24 protein-coding genes are annotated in these 26,010 nt (G+C 49.4%); 16 read left to right on the plus strand and 8 right to left on the minus strand.

The window, feature by feature from the left end; all coding sequences use genetic code 11:
- Nucleotides 1–65: 65 nt before the first annotated feature.
- The 3 genes from IM638_13445 to IM638_13455 all read right to left on the minus strand — a co-directional run bounded on the left by IM638_13445 (nt 66) and on the right by IM638_13455 (nt 3,799).
- Nucleotides 66–779, minus strand: a complete 714-nt coding sequence (locus IM638_13445; GenBank protein MCA6364039.1) for a hypothetical protein — start codon at nt 777–779, stop codon at nt 66–68.
- Nucleotides 776–1,270, minus strand: coding sequence for a YkgJ family cysteine cluster protein (locus IM638_13450; GenBank protein ID MCA6364040.1), 495 nt, complete (start codon nt 1,268–1,270; stop codon nt 776–778). Before IM638_13450 ends, IM638_13445 begins: the two co-directional genes overlap by 4 nt.
- Before the next feature lie 129 nt (nt 1,271–1,399).
- Entirely contained in the window at nt 1,400–3,799 is a 2,400-nt protein-coding gene (locus IM638_13455) for a TonB-dependent receptor (protein ID MCA6364041.1), read from the minus strand.
- Nucleotides 3,800–3,933: 134 nt separating this feature from the next.
- On the opposite strand from IM638_13455, the gene IM638_13460 reads away from it, so the two are divergent.
- Nucleotides 3,934–4,620 carry a MarR family transcriptional regulator gene (locus IM638_13460; protein MCA6364042.1) on the plus strand — a complete coding sequence of 229 codons (687 nt, stop codon included), beginning with the start codon at nt 3,934–3,936 and terminating at the stop codon, nt 4,618–4,620.
- Here IM638_13460 and IM638_13465 read toward each other — a convergent pair.
- Nucleotides 4,617–5,246: a YdeI/OmpD-associated family protein gene (locus IM638_13465; GenBank protein ID MCA6364043.1), complete on the minus strand. Its 630-nt coding sequence runs from the start codon at nt 5,244–5,246 to the stop codon at nt 4,617–4,619. The two genes, IM638_13460 and IM638_13465, sit on opposite strands and share 4 nt — an antisense overlap.
- Nucleotides 5,247–5,422: 176 nt before the next feature.
- Between IM638_13465 and floA the strand changes: the two genes are divergently transcribed.
- The 3 genes from floA to IM638_13480 all read left to right on the plus strand — a co-directional run bounded on the left by floA (nt 5,423) and on the right by IM638_13480 (nt 8,158).
- Nucleotides 5,423–6,412, plus strand: coding sequence for a flotillin-like protein FloA (gene floA, locus IM638_13470; GenBank protein ID MCA6364044.1), 990 nt, complete (start codon nt 5,423–5,425; stop codon nt 6,410–6,412).
- 112 nt (nt 6,413–6,524) lie between these two features.
- The gene (locus IM638_13475; protein MCA6364045.1) at nt 6,525–7,796 is read left to right on the plus strand and encodes an MFS transporter; all 1,272 of its coding nucleotides are present in this window, start codon (nt 6,525–6,527) and stop codon (nt 7,794–7,796) included.
- Nucleotides 7,793–8,158 (plus strand): CoA-binding protein, encoded by a 366-nt coding sequence (locus IM638_13480; protein MCA6364046.1) that lies wholly within the window; start codon nt 7,793–7,795, stop codon nt 8,156–8,158. The genes IM638_13475 and IM638_13480 overlap by 4 nt, the downstream gene beginning before the upstream one ends.
- On the opposite strand, the gene IM638_13485 is transcribed toward IM638_13480, so the two are convergent.
- On the minus strand, nt 8,152–9,348 hold the full coding sequence (locus IM638_13485; protein MCA6364047.1) for an aspartate aminotransferase family protein: 1,197 nt from the start codon (nt 9,346–9,348) through the stop codon (nt 8,152–8,154). The genes IM638_13480 and IM638_13485 overlap by 7 nt on opposite strands.
- 97 nt (nt 9,349–9,445) lie before the next feature.
- Between IM638_13485 and IM638_13490 the strand changes: the two genes are divergently transcribed.
- From IM638_13490 to IM638_13500, 3 genes are all read left to right on the plus strand, one after another.
- Entirely contained in the window at nt 9,446–9,742 is a 297-nt protein-coding gene (locus tag IM638_13490; GenBank protein MCA6364048.1) for an ATP-dependent Clp protease adaptor ClpS, read from the plus strand.
- 105 nt (nt 9,743–9,847) lie between these two features.
- A complete protein-coding gene (locus IM638_13495) occupies nt 9,848–10,678 on the plus strand; it encodes a M48 family metallopeptidase (protein MCA6364049.1) in 831 nt (276 codons plus the stop codon).
- Nucleotides 10,679–10,696: 18 nt separating this feature from the next.
- Nucleotides 10,697–11,179, plus strand: a complete 483-nt coding sequence (locus tag IM638_13500) for a hypothetical protein (protein ID MCA6364050.1) — start codon at nt 10,697–10,699, stop codon at nt 11,177–11,179.
- Nucleotides 11,180–11,275: 96 nt separating this feature from the next.
- On the opposite strand, the gene IM638_13505 is transcribed toward IM638_13500, so the two are convergent.
- Complete coding sequence (locus IM638_13505) at nt 11,276–11,542, minus strand: hypothetical protein (GenBank protein ID MCA6364051.1); 267 nt, start codon at nt 11,540–11,542, stop codon at nt 11,276–11,278.
- 780 nt (nt 11,543–12,322) lie between these two features.
- On the opposite strand from IM638_13505, the gene IM638_13510 reads away from it, so the two are divergent.
- Both IM638_13510 and IM638_13515 read left to right on the plus strand, forming a co-directional pair.
- Nucleotides 12,323–14,260, plus strand: coding sequence for a tyrosinase family protein (locus IM638_13510; GenBank protein ID MCA6364052.1), 1,938 nt, complete (start codon nt 12,323–12,325; stop codon nt 14,258–14,260).
- 4 nt (nt 14,261–14,264) lie between these two features.
- On the plus strand, nt 14,265–15,026 hold the full coding sequence (locus IM638_13515; GenBank protein MCA6364053.1) for a DUF2182 domain-containing protein: 762 nt from the start codon (nt 14,265–14,267) through the stop codon (nt 15,024–15,026).
- A 122-nt stretch (nt 15,027–15,148) separates the two neighbouring features.
- Here IM638_13515 and rlmD read toward each other — a convergent pair whose 3' ends face one another.
- Nucleotides 15,149–16,552, minus strand: a complete 1,404-nt coding sequence (gene rlmD / locus IM638_13520) for a 23S rRNA (uracil(1939)-C(5))-methyltransferase RlmD (GenBank protein ID MCA6364054.1) — start codon at nt 16,550–16,552, stop codon at nt 15,149–15,151.
- A 228-nt stretch (nt 16,553–16,780) separates the two neighbouring features.
- Here rlmD and IM638_13525 point away from each other — a divergent pair, with 228 nt between their 5' ends.
- The 7 genes from IM638_13525 (at nt 16,781) to IM638_13555 (ending at nt 24,484) form a co-directional block, all read left to right on the plus strand.
- The gene (locus IM638_13525) at nt 16,781–18,745 is read left to right on the plus strand and encodes a HAMP domain-containing histidine kinase (protein MCA6364055.1); all 1,965 of its coding nucleotides are present in this window, start codon (nt 16,781–16,783) and stop codon (nt 18,743–18,745) included.
- The gene (locus IM638_13530) at nt 18,723–19,397 is read left to right on the plus strand and encodes a response regulator transcription factor (GenBank protein ID MCA6364056.1); all 675 of its coding nucleotides are present in this window, start codon (nt 18,723–18,725) and stop codon (nt 19,395–19,397) included. The genes IM638_13525 and IM638_13530 overlap by 23 nt, the downstream gene beginning before the upstream one ends.
- 55 nt (nt 19,398–19,452) lie before the next feature.
- Nucleotides 19,453–19,788 (plus strand): hypothetical protein, encoded by a 336-nt coding sequence (locus IM638_13535; protein ID MCA6364057.1) that lies wholly within the window; start codon nt 19,453–19,455, stop codon nt 19,786–19,788.
- Between the two features lie 385 nt (nt 19,789–20,173).
- The gene (gene rocD / locus IM638_13540; protein ID MCA6364058.1) at nt 20,174–21,388 is read left to right on the plus strand and encodes an ornithine--oxo-acid transaminase; all 1,215 of its coding nucleotides are present in this window, start codon (nt 20,174–20,176) and stop codon (nt 21,386–21,388) included.
- Between the two features lie 32 nt (nt 21,389–21,420).
- The gene (locus IM638_13545) at nt 21,421–21,843 is read left to right on the plus strand and encodes a hypothetical protein (GenBank protein MCA6364059.1); all 423 of its coding nucleotides are present in this window, start codon (nt 21,421–21,423) and stop codon (nt 21,841–21,843) included.
- A 95-nt stretch (nt 21,844–21,938) separates the two neighbouring features.
- Complete coding sequence (locus IM638_13550; GenBank protein MCA6364060.1) at nt 21,939–23,183, plus strand: insulinase family protein; 1,245 nt, start codon at nt 21,939–21,941, stop codon at nt 23,181–23,183.
- Between the two features lie 14 nt (nt 23,184–23,197).
- On the plus strand, nt 23,198–24,484 hold the full coding sequence (locus tag IM638_13555; GenBank protein ID MCA6364061.1) for an insulinase family protein: 1,287 nt from the start codon (nt 23,198–23,200) through the stop codon (nt 24,482–24,484).
- Nucleotides 24,485–24,640: 156 nt separating this feature from the next.
- Here the strand turns inward: IM638_13555 and IM638_13560 are convergent, their stop codons facing one another.
- Nucleotides 24,641–25,939, minus strand: coding sequence for a hypothetical protein (locus IM638_13560; GenBank protein ID MCA6364062.1), 1,299 nt, complete (start codon nt 25,937–25,939; stop codon nt 24,641–24,643).
- Between the last annotated feature and the right edge of the window lie 71 nt (nt 25,940–26,010).

The following is a 26,010-nucleotide window of genomic DNA, read 5'->3' on the forward strand; positions in this document are numbered from 1 at the left end:
TTCGGGTAATTAATTTCATGTTGCTGCGTAGTGCGGGTGTTTGTGTATTACGTGCTCAGGGTGTATTAAATTTTGTAAAGCAAAGCCATCATCATCCCTCTTTCGGCAAAACCCAAAAAGATACTTGAAGGTGTGAAGTTATATTGCCAGTTTGCGAGTAGGCTAAATTTAGTGCCGGGAACGGGAAATGTGGCACCCGCGCAAAGTATGCCGGTAATCTGCTGCATAGTTAGTTTTTCTTCTATCAGTTCATTACTGAAAGTGCTTACATTGCCTAGCGCCGGGTCGTAGTAATTGCGTACTTCTGTTTTCCAGTAGTTGGCACGGCTGCGGTTATTGAGCAGGCTCGAAACCATTATACCTGTGTGTAGCACCACATCGCGTTTGGGACCCGGACGAAACTGAAGTTGCCACGAAAGCACGGCGCGTGTAGCATCCCATCGCATATAATGAATGCTTATTGATTCATGCACATATCCGCCATAAGGGAATGAATAATTGTTAATGTATTCAACCGTGGCGTAGGCGATGTTTCGTTGAAAATCAATGCTCAATATATTGGAGAGAAGTCGGTTACTTTTTGAAAAGCGGATACCCAGCACAGTGCCGGATTGCGGCGTGTGCGAAGTAAAATTTAGCCGACCCGGAATGAGTGAGTAGGGCGTACCGCGATGAAGCCTTACCATGGTGACGCCACCATAAATTTCGGTGCGTAACCTAAGCTGGGCGTGAAGTGTACCTGAAATTATGAGCAGAAAAATGAAGTAAACAGACTTCATTGGGGGTAAATATTTCGGAGTTTATCTGCAATATACAAAACTGCCGGGCAAACCATTGTGTTGCGCATGGTCAGATCGGCAATCTGATACACGCGCTTGCGGTCGGTATGCGGGTATTCGCGGCAGGCTTTCGGGCGATCCGCATATACAAGACAATAGTTTTCGGCATCGAGAAAAGGACAGGGGGCCGAATTCAGCACATAGTCACCGTCTTCGTCGAGGTGGAGATACTTTTCGATAAATGCGCCCGGTTTCATGCGCAGGCTTTGCGCCACACGCTCAATATCGGTCTGATAAAAAATCGGACTGGTGGTCTTGCAGCAGTTGGCACATTCAAGACAGTCGATTTTTTCAAAAGCCTCATCGTGCAGGCGGTGTACCTGCGTATCTAGATCTTTTGGCTTTGCACGCTTGATACGCGCAAAAAGCTTTTGATTGGCCAGCTCGTCACGCTTTGCCTGTTTCTGAAACTGCTCCTGATTAAAACTCATGGAGCAAAGATAAACGACCTTTTTGCAGCTACAATTCAGGCGTCAGGAACCGGAGTAATACCATTGTTTTGTGCAAAAAAAGTCCGCATTGGTTTTGCAATACGGATTTTTTTTGAAATGGAAACCGGTTTAGAACTCTATAATTATACCCAATGTAGGCTGAAGCAAACCGTTTGTGTTTTCCAAAAACTTGGTCTGGTAAGCATTCGGATTGTTCGGGTCAATGATGGGATTGCCGTTGGCATCGCGGTCGAGCACAAGCGTGGGTGGAAGGGTTTGCTTGTAGTTGTAAATATTCTGTACGTCGAAATACAGGTTGAGCGAGAGTTTTTTGAGGAACCATTTTTTGTCCACACGCACATCAAGCTGATGCGCCACTTCGAGGCGTTCGCTGTTTATGCGGTTGTAGTCGGGCAGGCCTTGTCCGCTCACATTCCATACGTTTATGAGCGATGAACGCTGCACATCAACAGGTGTGAAAGGTGCGCCGCCCTGAAAACGCCAGCGCACGCCAAGCTCCCAGCCTTTTTTGAATTTGCGTCCGCCGGTGAGTGTAACAATGTGCCCATTGTCCCAGGCCGAAGGGGCATAGTCGCCGGTTTTGGTGGTAAACTCGCTGCGTACAAAGGTGTAGGCGGCAATACCGTAAAAACCTTTATACAGTTTTTGCTGAATCAAAAACTCCAGACCATAGCTGCGGCCTTCGCCAATTGATGCAACGGCTGTATTGCCAATTACCCCGAAATCAGCGCCCAGATTGGCTAAGTTCACCGAGTCGCTGAGTACAAACGGATAATTGCTGTACGTTTTGTAAAAGCCTTCTACGGTAATTCGCGCATTGTTCCAGGGCGCATATTCCACACCGGCCACTAAGTGGTTGGCGCTGATATAGCTTACACCGTTGGTTTTGTTCACCAGCTCGCCGGCATTGTTGCGGAAGCCAAGTACTGTGTAGGCGGGCAACTGGTAGTAACGCCCCGCATTCATATTCACCGACCATTTTTCGTTTAGTGCATACGATGCCGAAAAACGCGGTGAAAGCTGATCGAGCGGATTTTTCATCTCGTCTGAATAATCGGCGAAATCGGTGCGTAAGCCAAGCGAAAGTGTGAGACGTTCGTCAAGCAAACGTTTGCTGGCCTGCGCAAACAGGGCATATTTCATAAACACCAGTTTCGAGTTGAAGTCGATGGTGACAATGCCTGCGGGTGTGGAAAGTTTCTGATAGGTATCGTTTGTATAGCGCACAAGTTCGGCGCCGGTTCCGTAAGTAAATTTCCAGCCGTTTGTATAAATGGCATGTTCGAAACGGAACTTGTTTTCGCTTTCCTGCGAAATATATTTTAGCGTAAGATTATTCGGGTCGCTTTCGTCGTTTTTGAAATATTTGGTGGATGTATTGTTGAGCATGTTCCGGCTCAACGCAAAAAACAGCGTTCCGTTGTTGAGGAAGTGTTTGTAAGTAGCGCCCGTCATATAATTCCATTGTTCCTGAACAGGCAGTACTTCTAAAATGTAGCGTTGTTCTTCGGTTTCGTTTTGCTCAAGATTGAGCGCAAACTGATCAATGGCACCCAGTCCGAGGAACGTAAGTTCACCCTTATCGCCGAATTTGGTTTTTGTTTTAAACTGAAAATCGTTGTACGTAGGCAAAAACGGCAGGCCAAGCGCCTGAAACAAAAACTGCAGATAGGAGCGCCTTGCTGATACAATAAACGTGGTGTTTTTACCCAGCGGCCCGTCAAACGTAAGCCCCACATCGCTCGAGCCGAGTGTACCGGTGGTGATAATGCGTTCGGAGTTACCGTCTTTCATTTTAAAATCAAACACCGAACTCAGTGCATTGCCGCGTGTGGCCGGAAAAGCGCCCGAGTAAAAATCCACTTCGCGTATGTAGTTTACATTCAGCAAACCCACCGGCCCGCCTGATGATCCCTGCGTGGCAAAGTGGTTGATGTTCGGAATTTCAATACCATCGAGGAAAAAGCGGTTTTCGTTGGGCGCACCGCCGCGAATAATAATATCGTTGCGGAAAGATGGCGGCGAGGCCACACCGGGCAGCGACTGGATGGTGCGCGAAATATCGCGGTTGCCGCCGGGGGTGCGTTCAATTTCGGCTGTGCCAATGCTGCGCAGCGAAACCGGGCTCTCCAGCGTTTTGGCAAAAGGCGAGGCGGTAATGGTCACCGTATCGGTACTGCGCGCGTCTGATTCGAGACTGATTTCAATTTCAGTGGGTTTGATGTTGGTGACCAGCACCTCAAACTCCGTTTTGGCTTTGTAGCCAAGCAGATTTACCTGCACGTTGTAAAGCCCGGCTTCGAGGTTGCGGAATTCGAAACGGCCGGCTGTATCGGTGGTGGTGCCTTTGCTGGTGTTCTGCAGACTTACAATGGCAAACAGCACCGGCTCGTTGGTGGCGGCATCGGTTACACGGCCGCGTAAAATGCCCGTTTGTGCACTGAGCGAAAACAGGCTGAATAAAAAGAGTACGGTAAAAAGCGTGCGAAGTGAAATAGTGAATTTCATGCCTTATTGGTTTATACTGTACAAGAAACACCCTTTGGAATAGATTGTTCGGATTTGTGCTAAAAATATTTTTTTAGCAGGTTTTCGAACCTTTTCATTCCTCGGCGTGTTGTATTGGCGTAAACCGAAAACGCATGAATTCACTTTCGCACCGATATCGCCTGCTGGAAGAGTTGCTGCAAGAGCTTGATCTTTACCAGCAGTCGGCGCCGGAAAAGGAAGATATGGCCGGTTTTACGGGCTGGCTGGTAAACCGCAGCCGCGTGGCGAAAGTGTCGGCTGAACTTGCTCCGGCCGCTACGCCCGATGCCGGACTTTGGGACGATTTTCTGCAACTCGATTCGCAGCTTACCGCGCTGGTGGGCTTTATGCAACGCTACGCCAAGCTGTACAGCAAAAAGGCGCTGGCCGGTACGCCGCTTCAGTCGCTCGATGAGTTTACCTACCTGGCTGCCCTCACCGGCAGTCAGGGCATGAGTAAAACCGAACTCATTCACCGCAATGCGCACGAGAAAACATCAGGGCTCGAAATCATCCGCCGCATGGTGCGTCTGGGCCTGCTCGAAGAACTCAGCGACCCGGCCGACCGCCGCAGCACGCTGGTTAAACATACTGCACTCGGGCAGCAGGTAATGTTTGCCGTAGCCTCGCGCATGAAAGAAGTGTCGGGCCTGGTGACCGGCACTCTGAGCGAGGAAGAAAAGTTTCAGCTGGTACATTTGCTCGGCAAACTCGATGGTTTTCACCGCGAAGTATATCTGCATCACCGCGATAAAACGCTTGAGGAGCTGAACACCCTGCGCAAAACGCATGCAGGCTAACGCATCTGATCGCCCATGCCTGTGCCGCGCATAATCATAGGAATACATTTATCAATGCGTGCCTCGCGGGTTTTGGTTTGTTTGGCCTGCGCAAAATGAATGAGGTAGCCACGCTGCCGGCCGGGCGTAAGTGCTTGAAACGCTTTTTTCAGGGCCGCATCGGCATCCAGCCGGCGCTGAAATTCTTCGGGCACCGCAAACTCTTCAGTCGATTTGAATTTCACTTTCAGCCCGGCTTTCTCTACTTCAATTGCTTCAAAAATATAGGCACGCAGCACATCTTCAAGCTGCACAATCTGCTTTACACTGGTAAACCGGATAAGCCTTGCCGCCTGCGATTCCTCGCCGGGCTTTACCAGAATTTTATCCGTATCGCTCAGCAGCGAGCCTTTAAAAAAACTCAGTGTGCAGTTGTCTTTAAACGCACTTACAATAAGTACATTGTTTTTCTGAAACGTGTAGCAGGGCACGCCCCATTTCACTTCCTCGGTAAGCCCGCACGAAAGCACAATATGCCGCAACGCCTTCAGCTCATTCGGCCATTTGCGCACCTTGCAGTCGGGCGTGCCGCCCAGCGCACAGCGGCCGCAGCCGTCGGTGAAGTAAGTTTCAATGCTGGTATTCATGTGCAGAATTACGAGAGCGAATGTATTTGTTTTTCGGGTAAATTAAATTAACTGAAGCAGGATAATTGGACTGTTTCAACAGAAGCAGTATGCCCGTTTTGGAGGCGCAAATCACCCCGGCATCAATCAAATCCGAAAAATTCCTACCTTCGGAAACAGCATTCAAAATCACACACATGAATCAAAATACGCTTTACCTCATTGGAGCGGCTGCAGCCTTTATCCTGCTCATTTTTTTCTTTTACCTCGTGCCGCTGGGCCTCTGGTTTTCGGCCCTGCTCTCGGGCGTGCGTGTGCCCATTATTCAGCTCATTGCCATGCGCATTCGTAAAGTGCCGCCGAGCATGATTGTAAATGCCATGATTAACTCGCACAAAGCCGGACTGAAACTCACGCGCGACGAACTGGAGGCGCATTTTCTGGCAGGCGGACATGTGCAGTCAGTAGTAAATGCACTTATCTCGGCCGATAAGGCCAATATTCCGCTCGACTTCAAATCGGCCACCGCCATTGACCTTGCCGGGCGCGATGTATTTCTGGCCGTGCAAATGTCGGTAAACCCGAAAGTGATTGATGTGCCGCCCGTGGCTGCGGTGGCCAAAGACGGTATTCAGCTTGTGGCTAAAGCACGTGTAACCGTGCGGGCCAACATCCGCCAGCTTGTGGGCGGCGCGGGCGAAGAAACCATTCTGGCGCGTGTGGGCGAAGGCATTGTAACTTCTATCGGTTCGGCAGCCAGCCATAAATTAGTGCTCGAAAATCCCGATTCGATTTCCAAACTCGTGCTTTCGAAAGGCCTCGATTCGGGCACCGCGTTCGAAATTCTGTCCATTGATATTGCCGACGTGGACGTAGGCAAAAACATTGGTGCCGAACTGCAGATGGCGCAGGCCAATGCCGATAAAAACATTGCCCAGGCCAAAGCCGAAGAACGCCGCAGCCTTGCCGTGGCGCTCGAACAGGAAAACAAGGCCAAAGCGCAGGAAGCCCGCGCCAAAGTAATTGAAGCCGAAGCGCAAATTCCCATGGCCATTTCCGAAGCCTTCCGCAGCGGCAACCTCGGCGTGCTCGACTACTACAAACTGCAAAACGTGCAGGCCGATACCGAAATGCGCCAGAGCATTGCCAACCCGAATAAAAACAATCCTAATCCTCCCGCCAAATAATCGTGGCGTGTTGATTCAATATCCATGAATTGGAGTTTTTGTTGATGCAAAAACTCCAATTTTTATTTTCTGCATTCACCTCATTACCGGAATATCCGTTTTCATTTTCCGTATGCTCAACGAACTCAAAAACCGCCGCGTAGGCATGCTGGTGCTGGTAGCCGCACTGGGCTACTTTGTGGATATTTATGATCTGGTGCTGTTTGGCATGGAACGCACCAACAGCCTCAACGATATTCTCGGCGCCACCCTGAAAGGCGATGAACTCAAAACAGCCGTAAAAAACACCGGCATCTCGCTGCTCAATATTCAAATGATCGGTATGCTTGTGGGAGGCATTGCCTGGGGCATTATCGGCGATAAAAAGGGAAGGCTTTCAGTGTTGTTCGGATCAATTATTACGTATTCGGTTGCCAATATTCTGAACGGGATGGTGGAAGATACCACTACCTATGCCTTGCTGCGCTTTGTGTCGGGCTTTGGTCTTGCCGGCGAACTGGGCGCGGGAATTACGCTGGTAAGCGAAAGCATGAGCAAGGAAAACCGGGGCTGGGGCACCATGCTGGTGGCTTCGGTAGGGCTGTGCGGCGCTGTGGTGGCAGGCTATGTGGGCGAGTTTATCGACAACTGGCGCTGGTCGTATTACATTGGCGGTGGCATGGGCTTGTTGCTGCTGCTGCTGCGCATCGGGGTGTATGAATCGGGTATGTTTTCGGAAATGAAGCAGAGCGATGTGAAGCGGGGCGATTTTCTGATGCTGTTCAGAAGCTGGAAACAACTTGCCAAATATTTCAATGTAATTCTGGTGGCGCTGCCGGTGTGGTATGTAATGGGCATTCTCATTACCTTCTGCCCCGAAATGGGTCGCGCTATGGGCATGCCCGACGATCAGCTGCCCGTGCCGCGCGAAGCCATCAAGTATGCTTACATCGGCATCACCATAGGCGATGTGGCCAGCGGCTGGCTCAGTCAGGTGCTGCGAAGCCGTAAAAAATCGCTGGCCGTTTTCCTTTCGCTTACCGTGCTTTGCGTGGTGTTTTACTTTCTGGCCGCCGCAAAATCGCAAACCATGTTTTACATTGTGTGCGGCGTAATTGGTTTTGCCACCGGTTTCTGGGCTGTATTCATGTCGGCCGCTTCTGAATTGTTCGGAACAAATATTCGTTCAACTGTGACCACCACAGCGCCTAATTTTGTGCGCGGGGGCACAGTGCTGCTCACCTTCCTGTTTCAGTTTTTCGGCACAGGACTTACGTTCAGCCTCGGACTCAACAATGTCACTTCGGCCATTATTACCGGAGTAATTACCTTTACGGTAGCCTTTATTGCCCTCTGGAAACTCGAAGAAACCTACGGCAAAGACCTTAATTACACCGAACAATGAGCAGTTTGAAAACCGTCGTAATCGGCGCCTCCGAAAATACCGAACGTTACAGCAACCGCGCCGTGCGCATGCTTAAAAAGCACGGTCACGAAGTAGTGGCAGTGGGTTTGCGCGAAGGCGAAATTGAAGGTGTGAAGATTGATGCCGGCAAACCCGCTGCAGAAAATGTACACACGGTTACTTTGTATGTAGGTCCCGCCAATCAGGCAGCCTGGCTCGATTATATTGCCTCGCTAAAACCGCAGCGTTTAATTCTCAATCCCGGCACCGAAAACGAGCACATTACACAGTGGGCAAAACAGCAAGGCATTGAGCCGGTAGAGGCCTGCACGCTGGTCATGCTTTCGGTAGGCACTTACTGACGGGCCTGCACGGCGTGGATGGCGTCGAGAATAATTCCGCAGCTTTTTTGCAGCTCCTCAAGACTTATAGTAAGTGGCGGCGCAATGCGCAGGGCGTTGTCGCAAAACAAAAACCAGTCGGTAATTACGCCGCGTGCAATGGCTTCGTCAATCACCGCTTTGTTAAAGGCAAAATCGCTGAACACGGCCGCCAGCAGCAAGCCTTTTCCGCGCACTTCGTGTATGGCAGGGTGAACAAGCGTGCGCCGCACCAGCGCCTCGCGTTCGGCCACGCCTTCAGTCAGCTTTTCGCGCTCAATGGTTTCAATCACGGCCAGCGCAGCGGCGCAGCACACCGCATTGCCGCCAAATGTGGTAATATGTCCGAGCACGGGCCTTTCGGTAAAGGCCTGCATGTGCTGCTGCGAAGCCACGAATGCGCCAATGGGCAGCCCGCCGCCAAGTCCTTTGGCTAAGCAAAGTATATCAGGCACAATGCCGCTGTGCTCCAGCGCAAACAGTTTGCCCGTGCGCCCCAGCCCGGTTTGAATTTCGTCGAGAATAAGCAGGGCGCCCGTTTCGGTGCAGCGGCGGCGCACAGCTTCGAGAAAGCCGGGAGCGGGAGCAATGGCGCCGGCTTCGCCCTGTACAGGTTCAATGACCACGGCGGCAGTTTGGCCGTTAATCAGTTCCAGCTGCCCGAAATTGTTGTAGTCAAGCAGCAACGTATCGGGCAGCAGCGGACGATACGCTGTTTTAAACGTTTCGCTGCCCATAATGCTCAGTGCGCCGTGTGTGCTGCCGTGGTAGGCATTGCGAAACGACACCAGCCCGCTGCGGCCGGTAACGCGCTTGGCTAATTTCAGCGCCCCTTCAATGGCCTCGGCGCCTGAATTTACAAAGTAGGTTGAACTGAGCGGAGCGGGCAGGAGCGAGGCTAATTTTTCGGCCAGTTTCACCTGCGGCGTTTGTACATATTCGCCATACACCATCAGGTGCAGGTACTTATCAAGCTGTGCCTGAATAGCCGCCAGCACATGCGGATGCCGGTGCCCCACATTACTTACCGAAATGCCGGCAATCAGGTCAATGTAGGATTTACCCGCCGCATCATACAGGTAAACGCCTTCGGCTTTCTCAATTTCCAGCGCCAGCGGGGCCGGACTGGTTTGTGCCACATAATTCAGAAAAAGTTCGCGCTGCGAAGCCATGTGGCAAAGATAGGGGGAAATAAATAGGGTGGTTTTGCGAACCATGAAGCGCTGTAGAGGCTTGAATTGACCGGCAATTTCTTTGTACCTTTGCCGCATGAAACCATTTAACGCCGTTTTTTCACCCGAAACCGAACAGGACGATGTCCTTCTTCTCGATGAGCAAGTGAAGGAATTGCACGACCTGATTTTGTATAACGACGATATCAATACTTTCGACTGGGTAATTGACTCGCTCGTGAAAATTTGCCGTCATGATCCGCTTCAGGCCGAGCAGTGTGCGCATCTTGTACATTTCACCGGCAAGTGCGGCGTAAAACGCGGCTCTCCGCGTGAGCTTAAGCCCATGTGTGAAGCCCTGCTCAATCGCGGACTTTCGGCCAAAATTGAGTAAGCGGAACGCCGTTTTTACCGGCACACAATGTAAAGTGTACAACCGCGTTTATTATTCATACACGTGTTGCACATTACCGTATCCATTAACCAGTAGTTGTATTTTATGAAACGAATTGCTTTTGGCCTGTTCGCTTTTGCATTGCTTTCGGCTTGGTCGTGCGCCCGTGTGCCCGTTACCAAACGCCGGCAGTTTAACCTGCTGCCTGAGTCCACTCTTATTGGCATGTCTGTAACGGAGTATCAGGGTTTTGTAACTAAAAATCCGGTGGCACCGGGTACGGATGCCAATGTGGTGCTGGTGCGTAAAGTAGGTTCCAAACTTCAGGCATCCATCAACTCTTACCTTGCCAAACACAAAAACCTGAAACGTGTGGCAGGCTATAAGTGGGAGTTTAACGTAGTAAACGACAGCAAAACAATAAACGCCTGGTGTATGCCCGGTGGTAAAGTAATGGTATATACCGGCATTTTACCTGTAACCAAAGACGAAGCCGGATTGGCCGTAGTAATGGGGCACGAGGTGGCACACGCCATTGCCCGCCACGGTAACGAACGCATGAGCCAGCAGCTTTCTATTCAGCTTGGCGGCATGGCGCTTTCTGTGGCCATGAGCCAGAAGCCTGAGCAAACACAACAAATTTTCCAGCAGGTGTATGGCGTGGGCGCCTCGCTTGGCGCGCTGGCCTACTCACGCAAACACGAAACCGAAGCCGATAAAATCGGTCTCTGCTTTATGGCTATGGCCGGCTACAACCCTACCGAAGCAGTTGGGTTCTGGGAACGCATGGCCAAAGCTACCGGACAGGGTCCGCCGCAGTTTCTGAGCACACACCCCAGCAACGAGCAGCGCATTAAAGACATCAAAGCTTTTTTGCCCACGGCCATGAAGTATTACAACGGCACAGCCACCACAAAAGCGCCTGCGGGCAACTAAACCTCACACCGCCACACGATGATTCCTGCAACCATTATTTTCCTCATCGTACTTGGCGGCTTTCTGCTTGTACTGGAATTTCTTTTCCTGCCCGGGCTCATTGCCGGCATTATCGGCTTTTTGCTTCAGGTGGCCGGTGTGTGGACCAGCTTTCACTATTTCGGAAGCGGCAACGGACTGGCCGTAATGGGCGCCACTATTGTGCTTGACGGTGTAATGTTCTGGCTGCTCTTTAAAACGGGTGTGTGGAAACGCCTCTCATTGCAAACCGAGCTTAAAGGGCGCATGAATACGCTCGATGAAACTCCTGTTGCCGTGGGCGATACCGGAATTACCTCCTCGCGGCTTGCGCCCGCCGGCAAAGCAAATATTAACGGCCATTTTGTGGAAGTACATTCTTTCTCCGGCCAGTTTATTGATGTGCAGGTAAATGTGGTGGTAGTTAAAGTAGAACATGGGAAAATTTCGGTGCGCCCCGATGAAGGCAGCAATCACCCGTAATTTTCAGTATGCGGAACGTATCAGCCAAAAAGAGACTGATCTGTTTAGCGGATCAGTCTCTTTTTGATTTTGCAAAGAAAATACCTGCATACTGGCTCATTCGCCGGTAACACGTGTTTCAATCTTGTAAATAATTATACCGTTCCGGCGCGTCATATCAACCGTAGAAATTTTGGTAATGCCGCCGTTTTTAGCTGCTGTGGCAATTGAAGCATCACTTTGAACCCAGAAACCAAATACACGGCGGGCGGTAGATGTGCCCACTTTTGTGCCTACCGGGTTGCTGGTGGCGGTTACGGGTGTGGTTACTTTGCATGATACAGCAAATGCGCAGACAGTGGCGGCAAGAAGGAGTTTTTTCATAACTGGTCAGTTTATTTTCCGGAAAAATAGAGAATGAATAAACTCATTATTCAAAATAAATGAAAATAGCCTGAAAAAACATCAGATCTGACGAGTGCATTATGCTGCTGGATTATGTTTTATCGTATTTTCTGTTGTTTTTTCCTGTACGGTATAGCTGCCGGCTGTTTTTTCTGCGCCGGGTAATGTTATGCTTTCGGGAGTGAAGCTCCCGCCTTACAATTCCATTGTAAAAAGCATTGAACTGATAATTGACACAGCGTTTGTGAAGTTACAGCTATCACATCGGCTGCAGCATCATAATCATAAAATGAATGCAGCACCGGTAACGTATTTTCATATTGACTTTAATTCATAAATAGACTATTTAATTGACAACAAATAGTTGTTGTCGGATAATCTAGAAGCAGAACCGGAGAATGAAGATGAAGTTGTACAGATGAAACGAAGTACCCTTCGTTTGTTGATTGGAAGTTTGCAGGATATTATCCCGTATCTGTTTGTTAATGAGGATTATGTTTATTGGCTTGTTATTGAAATAAGGCGACAAACTATTTCTGTTGATAGTTAATTTTTATACAGGTATTTCTACGTAAAGTATGTTTAAATTTTCGTTTATCCGGTTGTTTTATTGATAAAATCTGTTTTATTTATTATATACTTGTGAGTAAAGTATTGTTCATTCAATATTCAATAAATTATACTGATTCCATTCAGTTTATTTAATGGAAGGCCGAATCCGAAAAGCCTATCGAGTAGGAGTGATTAAACAACTATCAAATGGGAACTCAGGTTTTACCCCTGCAAACAATTGATTTCTCTGTGCCCAATCCTTCGCAAACCGCTAATCTGTCGCTTCCGCTTTATCAGGGAGCCGGTTATCGGGCTGATTACACTACATGGTCGCTGCTGCAGAATGGCGGCTTTATGCAGTTCAATCTCAACCTGAGCTCGGCTTGCCGTGTATCTTGGGGGATGAATGTGTGTGCCGCAATCAGTAACGGTGTTACAAACAATCCGATTTCAATTCACGTAAACGGATTTCCGTTTATAAGCGGTTACAGCGACCACAACGTTAATTTTCATCCGGTTGTATGGACGATTCCGCCGTCGCTGCTTAAAGCGGGAAACAATACCATTACGGTTTCGCTTGATGCCACCGCAAGCACGCAGTTGTTTATCCGTTCGGTAACTGTGAGCGAGGCAGTACTTACCCGCAACAATGCCTGGAACAACGGTGGTTCATTCGACAACAGCGATTTGCTTTGGTATGCAAAAGGTGTGGGTGTAATGATGTCGCGTGCGCTTAGCGACCCGACCAGCTGGTGGTTTTATGCAGCCATTCATGGCCAGTACATTGTAGATAATGACGGATCAGGCCCGCCGCCAACAGATTATCCGAACTGGGGGAAGATTCCGCCAGTACCCGCAGTGCCCATCACACCACTGCCCGGAGCATCGGTAATGGCGCAGTATTGGGATCAGTGCCAGCATGCCGGATGGTATTTTCCGCCCTGGCACCGTGGGTACCTTTACGCGCTCGAAAATATTCTCAGCATCATTATCCAGCAGCTGGGCGGGCCCTCTGACTGGGCGCTGCCTTACTGGAATTATCTCGACAGCAATACGCAGCAGCTCACCATGCCGCCTGCGTTCTCAAGCCCGAAACTTCCCGACAATACTGCCAACCCGCTGTATGTAACGGCGCGCTACGGACTTAGCGGCACCGGCAAGGTGGTAATTGCAGCACCACCGGTAAACCAGAGCTGTCAGAGCAATACTACCTACACCAACCAGTATGGCGGCGGTGTAACCGGATTTGAACACTTTGGCAGCAGCACAGGCAATCTCGAGTCCAATCCGCACAACATCGTACACAATCAGATTGGCGGAAACAGCACCACCACGCCTTACTACGGACTTATGGCCGATCCCGGTCTGGCCGGTCTGGATCCGATTTTCTACCTGCATCATTCCAACATCGACCGCCTCTGGGCTGCCTGGAACAATGCCGGCAATCAGAATCCGACCGACAGCAACTGGCTCAACGGCCCCAGTGCAAGCGCCGGCCGCCAGTTTTACATGCCCAACCCCGATGGTACGGCATGGCTGTATTATCCATCAATGGTTAATTCAATCAGCCAGCTTGATTATACTTATCAGGACCTCACGCTGCCTGCCGGAAAAAATCAGATGACCGAACGATTGTTTACCTTAACACAATCATTAACGGAGAAAAACATCATTCCCATGCAAAACGATGATACTCCCGAATTGTTTGGCGCCTCTTCCGGCAAAATCAATCTTGGTGCTGCAGGGGCAGAAGCAAAAATCCGTCTCGATGCACCGGTACGCGGCAATGTACTGAAAAGCCTGAAAGAAGCCGCCGAAACAAGTTTGCCGGATGATGTTTATCTGCTGCTTGAAGGTATCAAAGGCACAGCCGATGCCAACATATACTCAGTTACGGTAAACAACCTGAACGCCGGTTACTTTACACTTTTCGGTATCCGCAAGGCAACCATGAAAGACGGGCACCATGCAGGAGCCGGGCTTACGGTTAAACTCAACATTTCAGCCATTGTGGACGAGCTGCATCTCAACGATGCGCTTTCCGACAGTCTTGATGTGAAGATCATGCCGGACGGCAATGTCCTGCAAGGAGCTGCGCCCGTGACCATTGACCGCATCGGTGTATATCGCGTTTCCAACAAGTAGTGCCATGCGGATTTCAGCAAAACACAAACTGCTCATTAATCTGCTGCTTATTGGCATAAGCCTGCTGGTTTGGGTGATACTCCTGTTTAATCCGGGTGGCATCATGACCATGGAGCATTGCCATGTTTCGGCTTCGGGCCCTTCAGCGGCATCGCTTGAAATGCTGCTTGAAATGAATCCTGTGTCGGATCAGCTTCTGGGTTGGGGACTGATGGTGGTGGCCATGATGCTGCCCAAGCTTACACTGCCTGTGCAGCAGCTTTTCGCCACCAGTTTAAAACGCATGCGTTTTATTACCTGTATGCTCTTTGTACTTGGATACCTCGCTACCTGGATGCTGGTTGGTTTGTTCATGGTTGTGGCCATTACATTGCTCAACCTCTGGTTTCCGATGTCGTTTATGCCTGCATTGGTTGTACTGTTGCCGGGGCTTGTATGGCAGTTTTCGCCCTGGAAACAATATTTTCTCAATCAGGGGCATGATCACCGGCCGTTATCTGCTTTTGGCGGGGCAGCCCTGCGCGATGCTTTTCAGTATGGTCTTGTACACGGGGTGTGGTGCGTGGGAGCGGGTTGGGCATTGATGCTTTTTCCGATGCTTCTTCCACAGGGACACAACGCAGCCATGCTGATTGTCACCTTCATCATGATCAGCGAACACCTCGAACAGCCGCGACTTGTGAAATGGCGTTTTGACTTGCGGTTACGTTTGTTCAGATACCTCATTGCGCAAACACGCGTAAGACTGGGTGCTGCTGCTGTGTGATGTTTTCTTGTAATTACAAAAAACGCTGCCTGTTTCGGGTAGCGTTTTTTTATGGTTAAAGGAAAAGGATGATGGCAAAGATTACAGCTCAGAACCGGTGTAAAGTGCGGTGTTAAGAGCCTCTAACGTTTTTCAAGCAGCACCACATTCTCCACGTGATGTGTTTGCGGAAACATATCTACCGGCTGTACTTTTTCTACGCGGTAGGTTTCATTGAGCATTTCCAGATCGCGGGCCTGTGAGGCGGGGTTGCAGCTTACGTACACCACACGTGCGGCTTCGCTTGAGGCAATGCAGCGCACCACATCTTCGTGCATACCGGCGCGGGGCGGATCGGTAATAATTACATCGGGGCGGCCGTGCGTGTGCAGAAAACCCGGTGTGAACATGTCTTTCATGTCGGCCGCAAAGAAGTGTGCGTTTTGAATGCCGTTCATGGCGGCATTTTGTTTGGCATCTTCAATGGCGGCGGGCACAAGTTCCACGCCGGTTACTTTTTTGGCCTGAGCGGCGGTAAACAGGGCAATGGTGCCGGTGCCGGTATATAAATCGTACACATTTTCGCTGCCGGTGAGCGCGGCAAAACTGCGTGTTACTTTGTAAAGTTCGTATGCCTGCGCCGAGTTGGTCTGGTAAAACGACTTGGGCCCGATTTTAAAGCGGAGGTTTTCCATGGCCTCGAAAATATGATCGCGGCCGTAGAAGGTGTTTACCGGCAAATCGTGAAACGTGTCGTTTGCTTTGCCGTTGGTAATCCACATCAGCGAGGTGATTTGCGGGAACGCATCGGCCAGTGCCTGCATGAGCGGATGTGTAAGTTCCGGTTCATCAAAGTAAAACTGGAAAATGACCATGATTTCGCCGGTAGAGGCCGTGCGCACGGTGAGGCCGCGCAGCAAACCGCCTTTGTTGCGGATGTCGAAAAACGAAAGCTTGTGCTGCTGGGCATAGCGGCGCACAAAGGCACGGATTTCGTCGCTGGGCGCAGTTTGCAGGTGGCACTGGTTCAGGTCGAGCACTTTATCAAACGTGCCGGGTATGTGAAAGCCCAATGCATTACGGTCGATAAATTCGGTACCATTGCCAATTTCCTCGGCAGTAAGCCAGCGTTTGTTTGAAAAACTGTAGTCGAGCCGGTTGCGGTAATTGTAAGTAGCCGCCGAGCCCAGAATGGGCATAATGCCCGGTAATTCTATTTTGCCAATGCGGGTAAGCGCATCGGTAACCTGTTGCTGTTTGTAATGCAATTGCCACGCATAATCAAGATGCTGCCATTTGCAACCGCCGCAAAGCCCGAAATGCCCGCATGCCGGTTGTGTACGCTTGTCGGAAAGCTGGTGAAAATGTATGGCCTCGCCTTCAATAAAGCGGCGGTGCTTGCGCGTTATACGTATATCGGCCACATCGCCGGGCACGGCATTACTCACAAACACAACCAGATTGTCAATCCTCGCCAGCGATTTGCCCTCGGCTGCCGCAGCAGTTATTTCGACTTTCTCGTAAACCGGAAATTCTTTACGTTTCATAAGGCTGCAAAAGTACAACAGAAATGCCCTGCTGCCTTCATTCACGTATTTCAACCTTACATCACATTAATAGTGACAAGCATTTTTTGCGAAACTATCTTGTGTTTCGGTAAAAAACATGTATAAGCTCTGCTAAATATTGCTAATTGCAAGATATATATTGTTCTCGTAAAGAAACGTTACCTACTTTTCATTAGTTTTTGCATCTTTCGGATAGCGTTCAAAGCAATGTCAGCACCCGTTACAAGAAACAGCCCCCGCTTAATCAGCCTGCTTGTGCTGCTCATGTTGCTTATAATTATTTCGCTGGTGTTCCTGAGCATTGTATTTAAATATGGCAAGGAAAAACGCACGCTTCAAAGTCTGCTCAGGGTATCACTTTCCGATGTGGTGGATCAGTACGAACCGATTATGAGTAACTATGGCAATTTTAATGAGGCCATGAGTTATTATTTACCTCTGCAGGACAGCCGCCATACCTGGAACGACGAAACGAATCTTATCCGCAATGGCTCGTTCAGCAACAACCGCGCAGAGTTTGATTCGGAAATAAACAGCTATGAACAGAATAAATCGCTTATCAGTATGCCGCACCGCGGAGGAACCGCGGGTGTGGTGACTGATGTGCATGAACTGCACTGGAACTGGTATGGCGAACCGATGGATAAAGAGGGTAAATTATTTCTGGTTGACGGGCCCGAAGACAGCAACAAAGTGGTGTGGCGGCAGAAAGTAAGGGTGGAGCCGGATAAAGACTACATTTTTCAGTTTCACCTGTGCAATATTTCCATTCCCGACAATTCACTCAGGCATTCGGTGAAAGACAACCGCTGGCAGCGCGCGCTCATTCAGCCTGTAATTAACGGCAAAAAACTCCCTTCCTCGTTTGTGCCGGCCACAATTAAACAATGGCAGTCGTATCGGATTATCTGGAACAGCGGCAAATCCACCACCGCCAGCATTGAACTTTTCGACCGTAATACATCCGGCCTGTTCAACGATTTCGGGCTTGATATGATCAGCCTTACCGAAGCCACCGAAGAAAATCTCAAACTGGTTGGCCCCATGGCTGATACCGCTGCACTTACGCCCTACGGTTTCAGGGAAGAAGAAGATATTCTCAAGTTTTTGTTCTATGATTATTTCGAATACAGAAAGGTCAATGTAAACTTCTCCCTGTTCATGATCGAGTCACAAGCAGACGGTTCGGGTATTGTGCATTCTACTGATCCGGGTAAGGAAAGTGAATATCTGCAAAGCATCAACAAGGCGAGTTCGCGCGGGACTTTTTTCACCGAAAACAGCTATACCTACACTTCACCTGTTTTACTGAGAAGTAATGTGTTTCTGGTGCTCCGTATCAATAATATGAACCGGTATTTATACGGACTGGTGGTGGAAGAATTTTTCCTGTTCATCATTATCATTTTCATTGCCGTAATCATGTACATTCTGATTGTCCGCTTTCTGAAAAGCAATCAGGAACTGACCATGCTGAAGTACACGATTATCAATAACGTGAATCACGAAATTAAAACACCTGTAGCCGTTATTCTTGCGGCTACCGAAGCTTTGCAGAAATATTCCATTCTCGATAACAAGGAAAAAACCCTGCAGTACCTGCGCATGACCCGCGTGCAGGCCGAGCGGATAAATACGCTGCTGGATAAAAGTTTGCAGACATACGCCATTGAAGAAGAAAATTTCCAGCTTCAGCTCGAACAAGTGAATATGAACACCCTGCTTCGTGAAATCGTTTCGGCCTGGAGCGATTCGCATCGCGACCAGCTTGTGCTGGAAATAGAATTACCAGCCAAAGCCCTGATCATAAAAGGCGACAAATTTCACCTCACCAACATCATCAATACACTTATTGATAATGCGGTGAAACATGGCGGACTGAAACAGGTAAGGGTATGGCTGAGTATGGAAACCCGTAACAAGCGGGTGTTTCTTAGTGTGCGCGATAACGGACAGGGCATTCCTCCCAAACATCATAAAGATGTATTTGAGAAGTTTTTCCAGGTTCCGCTCGAAGGGCATCAGAAATCAAAAGGTTACGGACTGGGCTTGCATTATGTAAAAACAATTGCCGAATTACACAAAGGAAGTGTATCACTCACCAGCGACGGTGTATGTGGTACCGATGTTCAACTTCAATTTCCTCTTTATGCACAAATTACTATTGGTTGAAGACGAAGACATGCTGTCTATGATTATTAAGGACACGCTTGAAACCAAAGGCTTTCAGGTAATGACAGCGCACAACGGTGCTGAAGCACTGTCTGTTTTTGATAAGTTTATTCCTGATATCGCCGTGCTTGATATTATGATGGAGGGTATGAGCGGCTATGAAGTAGCTACCGAAATACGAAAGAAAAACGAGTTTATTCCGCTGCTTTTTCTCAGTGCCAAATCGCAAACGGCCGATGTGCTTAAGGGCTTTGAGGCCGGGGCAAACGATTACATGAAAAAACCGTTTTCGATTGATGAACTGCTGGCACGCCTTCAGGTATTGCTGCGCACCATTAGCCGCAGTACCGGTAAAACCCGCTACCAGATTGGTAATTACGTGTTCGATTCGGTGGCACAGACACTGAGCTTTGGCAACGAAAGCGTAACCATTTCCTTTAAAGAAGCCAAACTGCTGCAATATCTGGCCGAAACCATTAATCAGGTTGTGGAAAAAGACCGTGTGCTGGAAGACATCTGGGGCATGAATACCGTGTACACCAGCCGCAATATGGATGTAGTAATTACCAAACTGCGCCGTTATTTCAAAAACGACGACCGCATTAAGTTCATTAACCTGCGCGGGGTAGGCTATAAGCTGGTGGTGGAATAAACGGGTTGTGGCAGGTTGTTTGCATGCTCCGTTTCAAACACCTACCTTGTTGCAAATGTCAACCTCTGAACCCGGGTTTCGTAGTTTTTTTGTCAGACTCTGGCTCTGGCATGTGTTGCTTACCGCAGTGCTGGCTGTAGTGCTGCTGCTTTGCTTTTTCCACTTTACCGGCCTAAAGGTGGCAAGTGGCTATGCCTGGGCCAATCTCATTGGTTTTGTGGCCGCAGCCGTGCATTCACTTATTCTGCTTATTCTGGCGGTGCGCCTGCTGGCCCGCAACCGCCTGCTGCATGGCGGCTGTTTTGCCCTGCATTTCTTTGTTGCTTCGGCCCTGTGCTACTGGGCCTATCTCATGCTTATTGGTACGGTGATTTCGGCGTTGCTGAATTAAAAAAGCGACCCGAACAAAGTTCGCGTCGCTCAGAAAGAAACAGAACGCCCCCGTACTGTTTCTTTTTTTTAGGGCCGAAGGGGTTAGCTACGGCCTTATGCCGGCTGCTGACAGATCGGAGTTGAGATTATCCGGCAGCAGGAGGCGGGTTGTGTGTGTAATCAGACAATCAATTGAACCATATCTAAGATGGGAATTCCTGCTCGTTGGGACTGGGGCCAGTTAGCGAAACCAGTGTTTCGGTTAGTCACGCCAGGCAATTAAAAACGGTTTTTTACCGTGCAGGCGGTTTTCGCTACCTTTGCATACATCAAAAGGCCGAAACAGGCCTGAAAATGGCCATCCGGCCTTTAACTTACGTCATATGTCTGCCACAACAACTGCCATGACCCGCTCCGAAGAACTGATGAACCTTGAAGACCGCTACGGCGCACACAACTATCACCCCATTCCGGCCGTGCTCGACCGTGGCGAAGGTGTGTTTGTGTGGGATGTGGAAGGCAAGCAGTATTACGATTTTCTCTCGGCGTACTCAGCTGTGAATCAGGGCCACTGCCACCCGCGCATTGTGGCTGCGCTTACCACACAGGCACAAAAAATTACGCTCACCTCGCGCGCATTCTACAACGATGTGCTGGGCGAATACGAGCGGTACATTACCCGCTATTTCGGCTACGACAAGGTGCTGCCCATGAACACCGGCGTGGAAGGCGGCGAAACCGCACTTAAACTGGCCCGCCGCTGGGGCTATGTGAAAAAAGGCATTCCGGCCAATCAGGCCAAAATGGTGTTTGTGGAAGGCAACTTCTGGGGCCGCACGCTGGCCGCCATTTCGTCTTCTACCGACCCCGACAGCTACACCAATTTCGGCCCTTACCTGCCGGGCTATGTAATTGTGCCCTACAACAATCTCGATGCACTGGAGCAGGCACTGAGCGATCCGCATGTGGCCGGCTTTATGTTTGAGCCTATTCAGGGCGAAGCCGGCGTGGTGGTGCCGCACGAAGGTTACCTGCGCGGCGTGCGTGAGCTTTGTACTAAATACAACGTGCTCATGATTGCCGACGAGGTGCAGACCGGCCTCTGCCGCACCGGCAAAATGCTGGCCTGCGACCACGAAAACGTAAAGCCTGATCTGCTTGTGCTCGGCAAAGCACTCAGCGGCGGCATCCTGCCCGTTTCGGCCGTGCTCGCCAACGACGAAGTAATGCTCACCATAAAGCCCGGCGAACACGGCTCTACCTACGGCGGCAACCCGCTGGCCTGCCGCGTGGCCATGGAAGCCCTGCAGGTACTTAAAGACGAAAACCTGGCCGAAAACGCCGAACGTCTCGGCGAAATTCTCCGCACCGAACTCCGCGCCATTCCCTCCAAACGCATCACTGCCGTGCGCGGTAAAGGCCTGCTCAACGCCATTGTGATTGAACCGCAAAACGGCATCACCGCCTGGGAAGTATGCCTTCGCCTGAAAGAAAACGGACTGCTCGCCAAGCCCACGCACGGCGATATTATCCGCTTTGCCCCGCCGCTGGTCATTACCGAAGAACAACTTCGGGAATGCGTGGCTATCATCCGCAAAACCATTCTTTCATTCGAATAAGTTTTTATTCACTTCCCGCAAATCTCACACCTGTGAATTTCATTTTCCGTTACCAGCGCCAGCTGCTGCTTACTATGGCGGCACTCAATATTATTGCGTCAATCATCGCATTCGTATCGCCCGCATTTTTCTTCAGCCAGTTTTTCCAGCGTCAGCCCGATGCGGATCTTACCTTTCCGTTTGTGCCCATGTATCACCAGATTTTCTGGGGCTTTGTGTTCATCATGGGCATCGGTTATTTCATGGCTGCCATGAATCCGGCGGCCAACCGGGGCGTGCTGCTTATTGGTGGTTTGGGAAAACTGCTGGCCGCTGCGTTCTGGGTAATGCTTTACGTGCAGGGCGAAGGAAAATGGATGATGCTGAGCGGGGGAATTTCTGACGGATTGCTGGGTGTGGTGTTGTTGCTGATGATGGGAGGGAAGGCGAAAGTGGATTCCGGTGATAATGCTTAAATTAAAGTAATGCCCGTGCATTACTCCCCCCGAAAATCAAAGTAACTTTGCAACCGGTTCAGGCAATCTGTATTTGCCTGCCGGCAATACTCAATATGATTCAATTCGACCGTTTTACCCTTACCAACGGCCTGCGTGTACTTGTACACCGCGATAATGCCACGCCGCTGGCCTGTATAAATATTCTGTACGATGTGGGCGCGCGCGATGAGGAAGAACACCTCACCGGCTTTGCACACCTGTTTGAACACCTCATGTTTGGCGGCTCGGTAAATATTCCGAGCTACGACGAGCCTTTGCAGCGTGTAGGGGGCGAAAACAACGCTTTCACCTCAAACGATATTACCAACTATTACCTCACCCTTCCGGCGCAAAACCTCGAAACCGGTTTCTGGCTCGAGTCCGACCGCATGCTGAGTCTGGCGTTTTCGGAAAAAAGTCTGGAAGTGCAGCGCAATGTGGTAATTGAAGAATTCAAGCAGCGTTACCTCAACCAGCCTTACGGCGATGTGTGGCTGCTGCTGCGCCCGCTGGCCTACAAGGTGCATCCCTACAAATGGGCCACCATTGGTAAGGAAATTGCCCATATCGAGCAGGCGCAGATGAGCGATGTGAAAGCATTTTTCGCCAAACATTACAACCCGGCAAACGCCATTCTGGTGGTGGCCGGCGATGTGCATACGGAGCAGGTAAAAGCCCTGGCAGAAAAGTGGTTTCAGCCCATTGCGCAAGGCACCAAGCCCCCGCGCAACCTCCCCGCCGAGCCCGCACAAAACGAATACCGCCGCCTAGAAGTAACGCGCGATGTGCCCTACGATGCGTTGTACATGGCCTTTCACATGACCGACCGCCGCAGCGAAGGCTACTACGCCATGGATCTTATTTCCGACATCCTCTCGCGCGGCAATTCCTCGCGTTTGTACAACCGCCTTGTAAAAGAGCAGCAGCTGTTCAGCGAAATAAGTGCATATGTAATGGGCGATCTCGACAAGGGCTTGTTTGTGGTGTCGGGCAAACTAAACGAGGGCGTGAGTACCGATGCCGGTGAGGCTGCGGTGTTTGCCGAACTCGAAAAGCTGAGCACCGAAGCCGTAAGCGAACGCGAATTAGACAAGGTGAAAAACAAAGTGGAATCGTCGCTGCAGTTTGCCGAAATGGGTGTGCTCGACAAAGCCATGAACCTTGCTTACTTCGAACTGCTGGGCGATGCGGCCCGTGTAAATACCGAAGTAGATAACTACAGCCGCGTTACTGCTGCGCACATCAAACAGTCGGCTGCCGAAGTGCTGCGCCGCACCAATTGCTCGGCTTTGCATTACCGCGCCAATACTCACGCCTGATTTAAGCAGATACCATGTCAATAGACCGCACTTTGGCTCCGGCCTTTCAGCCTGTAAAAGACGTGCATTTGCTGCAGGCTTCAGAAGTAAAACTCAGCAACGGCATTCCGGTGTTCCGTCTCGATGCGGGCACACAGGAAGTAGTGAAAATTGAATGGCAGTTTGCCGCCGGCATCCGCATGCAGCCGCAGCCGCTGGTAGCTACCGCCGTAAACGATATGCTCGACGAAGGCATAGCCGGCCGCAGCGCCGAGGAACTGGCCGAAGAGCTTGATTACTACGGCGCGTTCATCGAGTCGGAAACCACGCACGATGTGGCTTCGTTTACGCTGTACAGCCTCAACCGGCATTTGCCCGCGGTGCTGCCGCTGGTGCGTGCCATGCTGTTTGAGCCGGTGTTTCCGGCGGCCGAGTTTGACGTGTACCTCAGCAACCGCCGCCAGAAATTTGTGGTGGATGCCGCCAAAGTGGGCAACATGGCCCGCCGCGGCTTTGCCGAATTTTTGTTCGGCTCCGCGCATCCCTACGGCGCCAAAGCCGAACTCGCAGATTTCGACCGCCTCGGCCGTGAGCAGCTGGTGAACTTTCACCGCAGCCACTACACGCCCGCAGCCTGCACCATTATTGCCGCCGGCAAAGTAACCGATGCCGTAACCGGCGAACTGGAAAAAGCCTTTGGCGCCCTGCCCGTGGGCGAAAAACCGCAGCACACCCTCATAATGCCCGCGCCGGCCACACATGCCGCACGCATACACACCCTCGAAAAGCCCGACGCCCTGCAATCGGCCATCCGCACCGGCTGCATGCTGTTTAATAAAACCCATGCCGACTACCACGCCATGCAGGTGCTCAACACCGTGCTGGGCGGCTATTTCGGCTCGCGCCTCATGGCCAATATCCGCGAGGACAAAGGCTATACCTACGGCATCGGCTCCGGCATCGTATCCATGCAGCACGCCGGCTACTTTGTCATTTCTACCGAAGTAGGGGTTGACGTAACCAACGCCACCCTGCACGAAATCCGCACCGAAATAGACAAACTCCGTCAGCACGAAATTCCGGCCGATGAGCTTGAGCTGGTGCGCAACTACATGACCGGCGTGTTCCTGCGCAGCACCGACGGCCCCTTCGCGCTGGCCGACCGCCTCAAAGGCCTGCTCGGCTACGAGCTTGGTTACGACTACTACTCGCGCTTCCTGCACACCGTGCAAAGCATCACCGCGCCGCAGCTGCAGCAGCTGGCGCAGCGTTACCTCAATCCTGAGCAAATGACGGAAGTGGTGGCGGGCATGCGGAAATAAATTAAGGACGTGTGCATATAGTTTGCATCACGTCCTTATGAACTGTTTTTTTCCTAGATGCGATTCGTTGATATAATATTGTTCTTATAGTTAATAAGTCTTTTGTTAATTTATCAGATCACAATCTTAACGTGTATTAATGGTATTGAATAAATACTATATTTTACTTAAAGGGGCAAATAAAGTACTCAGACTTGAAAAATTTATTGCTTTTGATAATGTTACGACATATTGTGGCATTGGAGATTTCAATGTATTCGTAATTTCAGCTTGAATTGTAATGCCAGTAGATGCTTCAGTAATCCATGCTCTGCCAGAAAAGAAATAATCATTAGTGGACTTGTATGTTTGATTGTTAATTTTACTTGATTCTGGAGTATAAATTGTAGTCCAACCGGCAGCAAAATAGATAGATACTGTTATGTTTTTGTTTTGATGATTAATATACAAACCAAGCCCCTTGTTGAATTTAAACTGATTAGATTTAGAGTTAAAACTTCTTGGGTAATTTAATATTTGCGGAAATTGTGAGGATACTGTTCTTGTTTGCGAATACGCAGAGTCGCCAATAAGATATTCTGTGTTTTTTGCAATTCTTTGCCAGATAAATTCTGCTGATGGCGAGAAATATAGTTGAACTAAGTTAGAAGAAGAACTCAAGGATTTTATCTTAAATTTTTTGTGATTAATGTTTATCAGTGGTGAAAAATATGCACCAATATTTTCTGATGAAAATTTAGTGATGGCATCTGTTTGCTCATAAGAAAAAACCGATGTAGTGTCATTTATTTTTACAGCTTGATAAGGACGAATTACGTCTTTGAGCGTATCAACTGATGTAATATTTCTATTTCCATATAAGTTTAAAAAGAAGCCACTTTTAAAACCATTTTCATGGGAGTTAGGGACAAAAATATTTGTAGCAAAAAATAAATTTTTCGCTTGTATCCCATCTACCAGATCAAAATTTGTTCCTACATACGCCAAGTAGTTATATTGATTTATGGACTCACTTTTTTTTGTTGTGATAGATGTCATTCTATCTTTTGATAGATTAAGAGAAGAGATGTTTTTTTTGTTCTTGAATACTACTAAATCTATTAAAAGTGTTCTTTGCTTGTCAGGAATACTGTCAGGAAAAATTGTTACAAGAAAAAGTATGGTGTCCCCGTTGTTTTTTGAAGTAAGTGTTTGTTTGTTGTGAAGAATTTCATAGTCTGTTGCAGGCAGAGAACTATTATTGATATTAGCTACGATGTCAACTTCTAGTGTATCTCCAATTGGAATACTGTCAATATAGTATTTGCAGATTACTTCGGTCGATTTGAGTGGGGCTTTAGTGATCGCTATCTCCTTATTAATCATCGATATCATAAATTTAGAGTCAGATTGTGCAGATGAGTTAATTGATAGAAAAACACCAGCAGCAATTAGGAGTTTTGTCAGTAGTTTCATGAGTTTAGAGGTTTGGTTTCATGAAATTTATGTAATTTTAATGTGCAAGTTTATTTTTGGGGTATATTTTA

Source organism: Bacteroidota bacterium, from assembly GCA_020402865.1.
GTDB lineage: Bacteria > Bacteroidota > Bacteroidia > Palsa-965 > Palsa-965.

Excerpts from the sequence above, each read along its gene's own strand:
- IM638_13445 (MCA6364039.1), bottom strand. The coding sequence starts at position 779 with ATGAAGTCTGTTTACTTCATTTTTCTGCTCATAATTTCAGGTACACTT.
- IM638_13450 (MCA6364040.1), bottom strand. The coding sequence starts at position 1,270 with ATGAGTTTTAATCAGGAGCAGTTTCAGAAACAGGCAAAGCGTGACGAG.
- IM638_13455 (MCA6364041.1), bottom strand. The coding sequence starts at position 3,799 with ATGAAATTCACTATTTCACTTCGCACGCTTTTTACCGTACTCTTTTTA.
- IM638_13460 (MCA6364042.1), top strand. The coding sequence starts at position 3,934 with ATGAATTCACTTTCGCACCGATATCGCCTGCTGGAAGAGTTGCTGCAA.
- IM638_13465 (MCA6364043.1), bottom strand. The coding sequence starts at position 5,246 with ATGAATACCAGCATTGAAACTTACTTCACCGACGGCTGCGGCCGCTGT.
- floA (MCA6364044.1), top strand. The coding sequence starts at position 5,423 with ATGAATCAAAATACGCTTTACCTCATTGGAGCGGCTGCAGCCTTTATC.
- IM638_13475 (MCA6364045.1), top strand. The coding sequence starts at position 6,525 with ATGCTCAACGAACTCAAAAACCGCCGCGTAGGCATGCTGGTGCTGGTA.
- IM638_13480 (MCA6364046.1), top strand. The coding sequence starts at position 7,793 with ATGAGCAGTTTGAAAACCGTCGTAATCGGCGCCTCCGAAAATACCGAA.
- IM638_13485 (MCA6364047.1), bottom strand. The coding sequence starts at position 9,348 with ATGGCTTCGCAGCGCGAACTTTTTCTGAATTATGTGGCACAAACCAGT.
- IM638_13490 (MCA6364048.1), top strand. The coding sequence starts at position 9,446 with ATGAAACCATTTAACGCCGTTTTTTCACCCGAAACCGAACAGGACGAT.
- IM638_13495 (MCA6364049.1), top strand. The coding sequence starts at position 9,848 with ATGAAACGAATTGCTTTTGGCCTGTTCGCTTTTGCATTGCTTTCGGCT.
- IM638_13500 (MCA6364050.1), top strand. The coding sequence starts at position 10,697 with ATGATTCCTGCAACCATTATTTTCCTCATCGTACTTGGCGGCTTTCTG.
- IM638_13505 (MCA6364051.1), bottom strand. The coding sequence starts at position 11,542 with ATGAAAAAACTCCTTCTTGCCGCCACTGTCTGCGCATTTGCTGTATCA.
- IM638_13510 (MCA6364052.1), top strand. The coding sequence starts at position 12,323 with ATGGGAACTCAGGTTTTACCCCTGCAAACAATTGATTTCTCTGTGCCC.
- IM638_13515 (MCA6364053.1), top strand. The coding sequence starts at position 14,265 with ATGCGGATTTCAGCAAAACACAAACTGCTCATTAATCTGCTGCTTATT.
- rlmD (MCA6364054.1), bottom strand. The coding sequence starts at position 16,552 with ATGAAACGTAAAGAATTTCCGGTTTACGAGAAAGTCGAAATAACTGCT.
- IM638_13525 (MCA6364055.1), top strand. The coding sequence starts at position 16,781 with ATGTCAGCACCCGTTACAAGAAACAGCCCCCGCTTAATCAGCCTGCTT.
- IM638_13530 (MCA6364056.1), top strand. The coding sequence starts at position 18,723 with ATGCACAAATTACTATTGGTTGAAGACGAAGACATGCTGTCTATGATT.
- IM638_13535 (MCA6364057.1), top strand. The coding sequence starts at position 19,453 with ATGTCAACCTCTGAACCCGGGTTTCGTAGTTTTTTTGTCAGACTCTGG.
- rocD (MCA6364058.1), top strand. The coding sequence starts at position 20,174 with ATGACCCGCTCCGAAGAACTGATGAACCTTGAAGACCGCTACGGCGCA.
- IM638_13550 (MCA6364060.1), top strand. The coding sequence starts at position 21,939 with ATGATTCAATTCGACCGTTTTACCCTTACCAACGGCCTGCGTGTACTT.
- IM638_13555 (MCA6364061.1), top strand. The coding sequence starts at position 23,198 with ATGTCAATAGACCGCACTTTGGCTCCGGCCTTTCAGCCTGTAAAAGAC.
- IM638_13560 (MCA6364062.1), bottom strand. The coding sequence starts at position 25,939 with ATGAAACTACTGACAAAACTCCTAATTGCTGCTGGTGTTTTTCTATCA.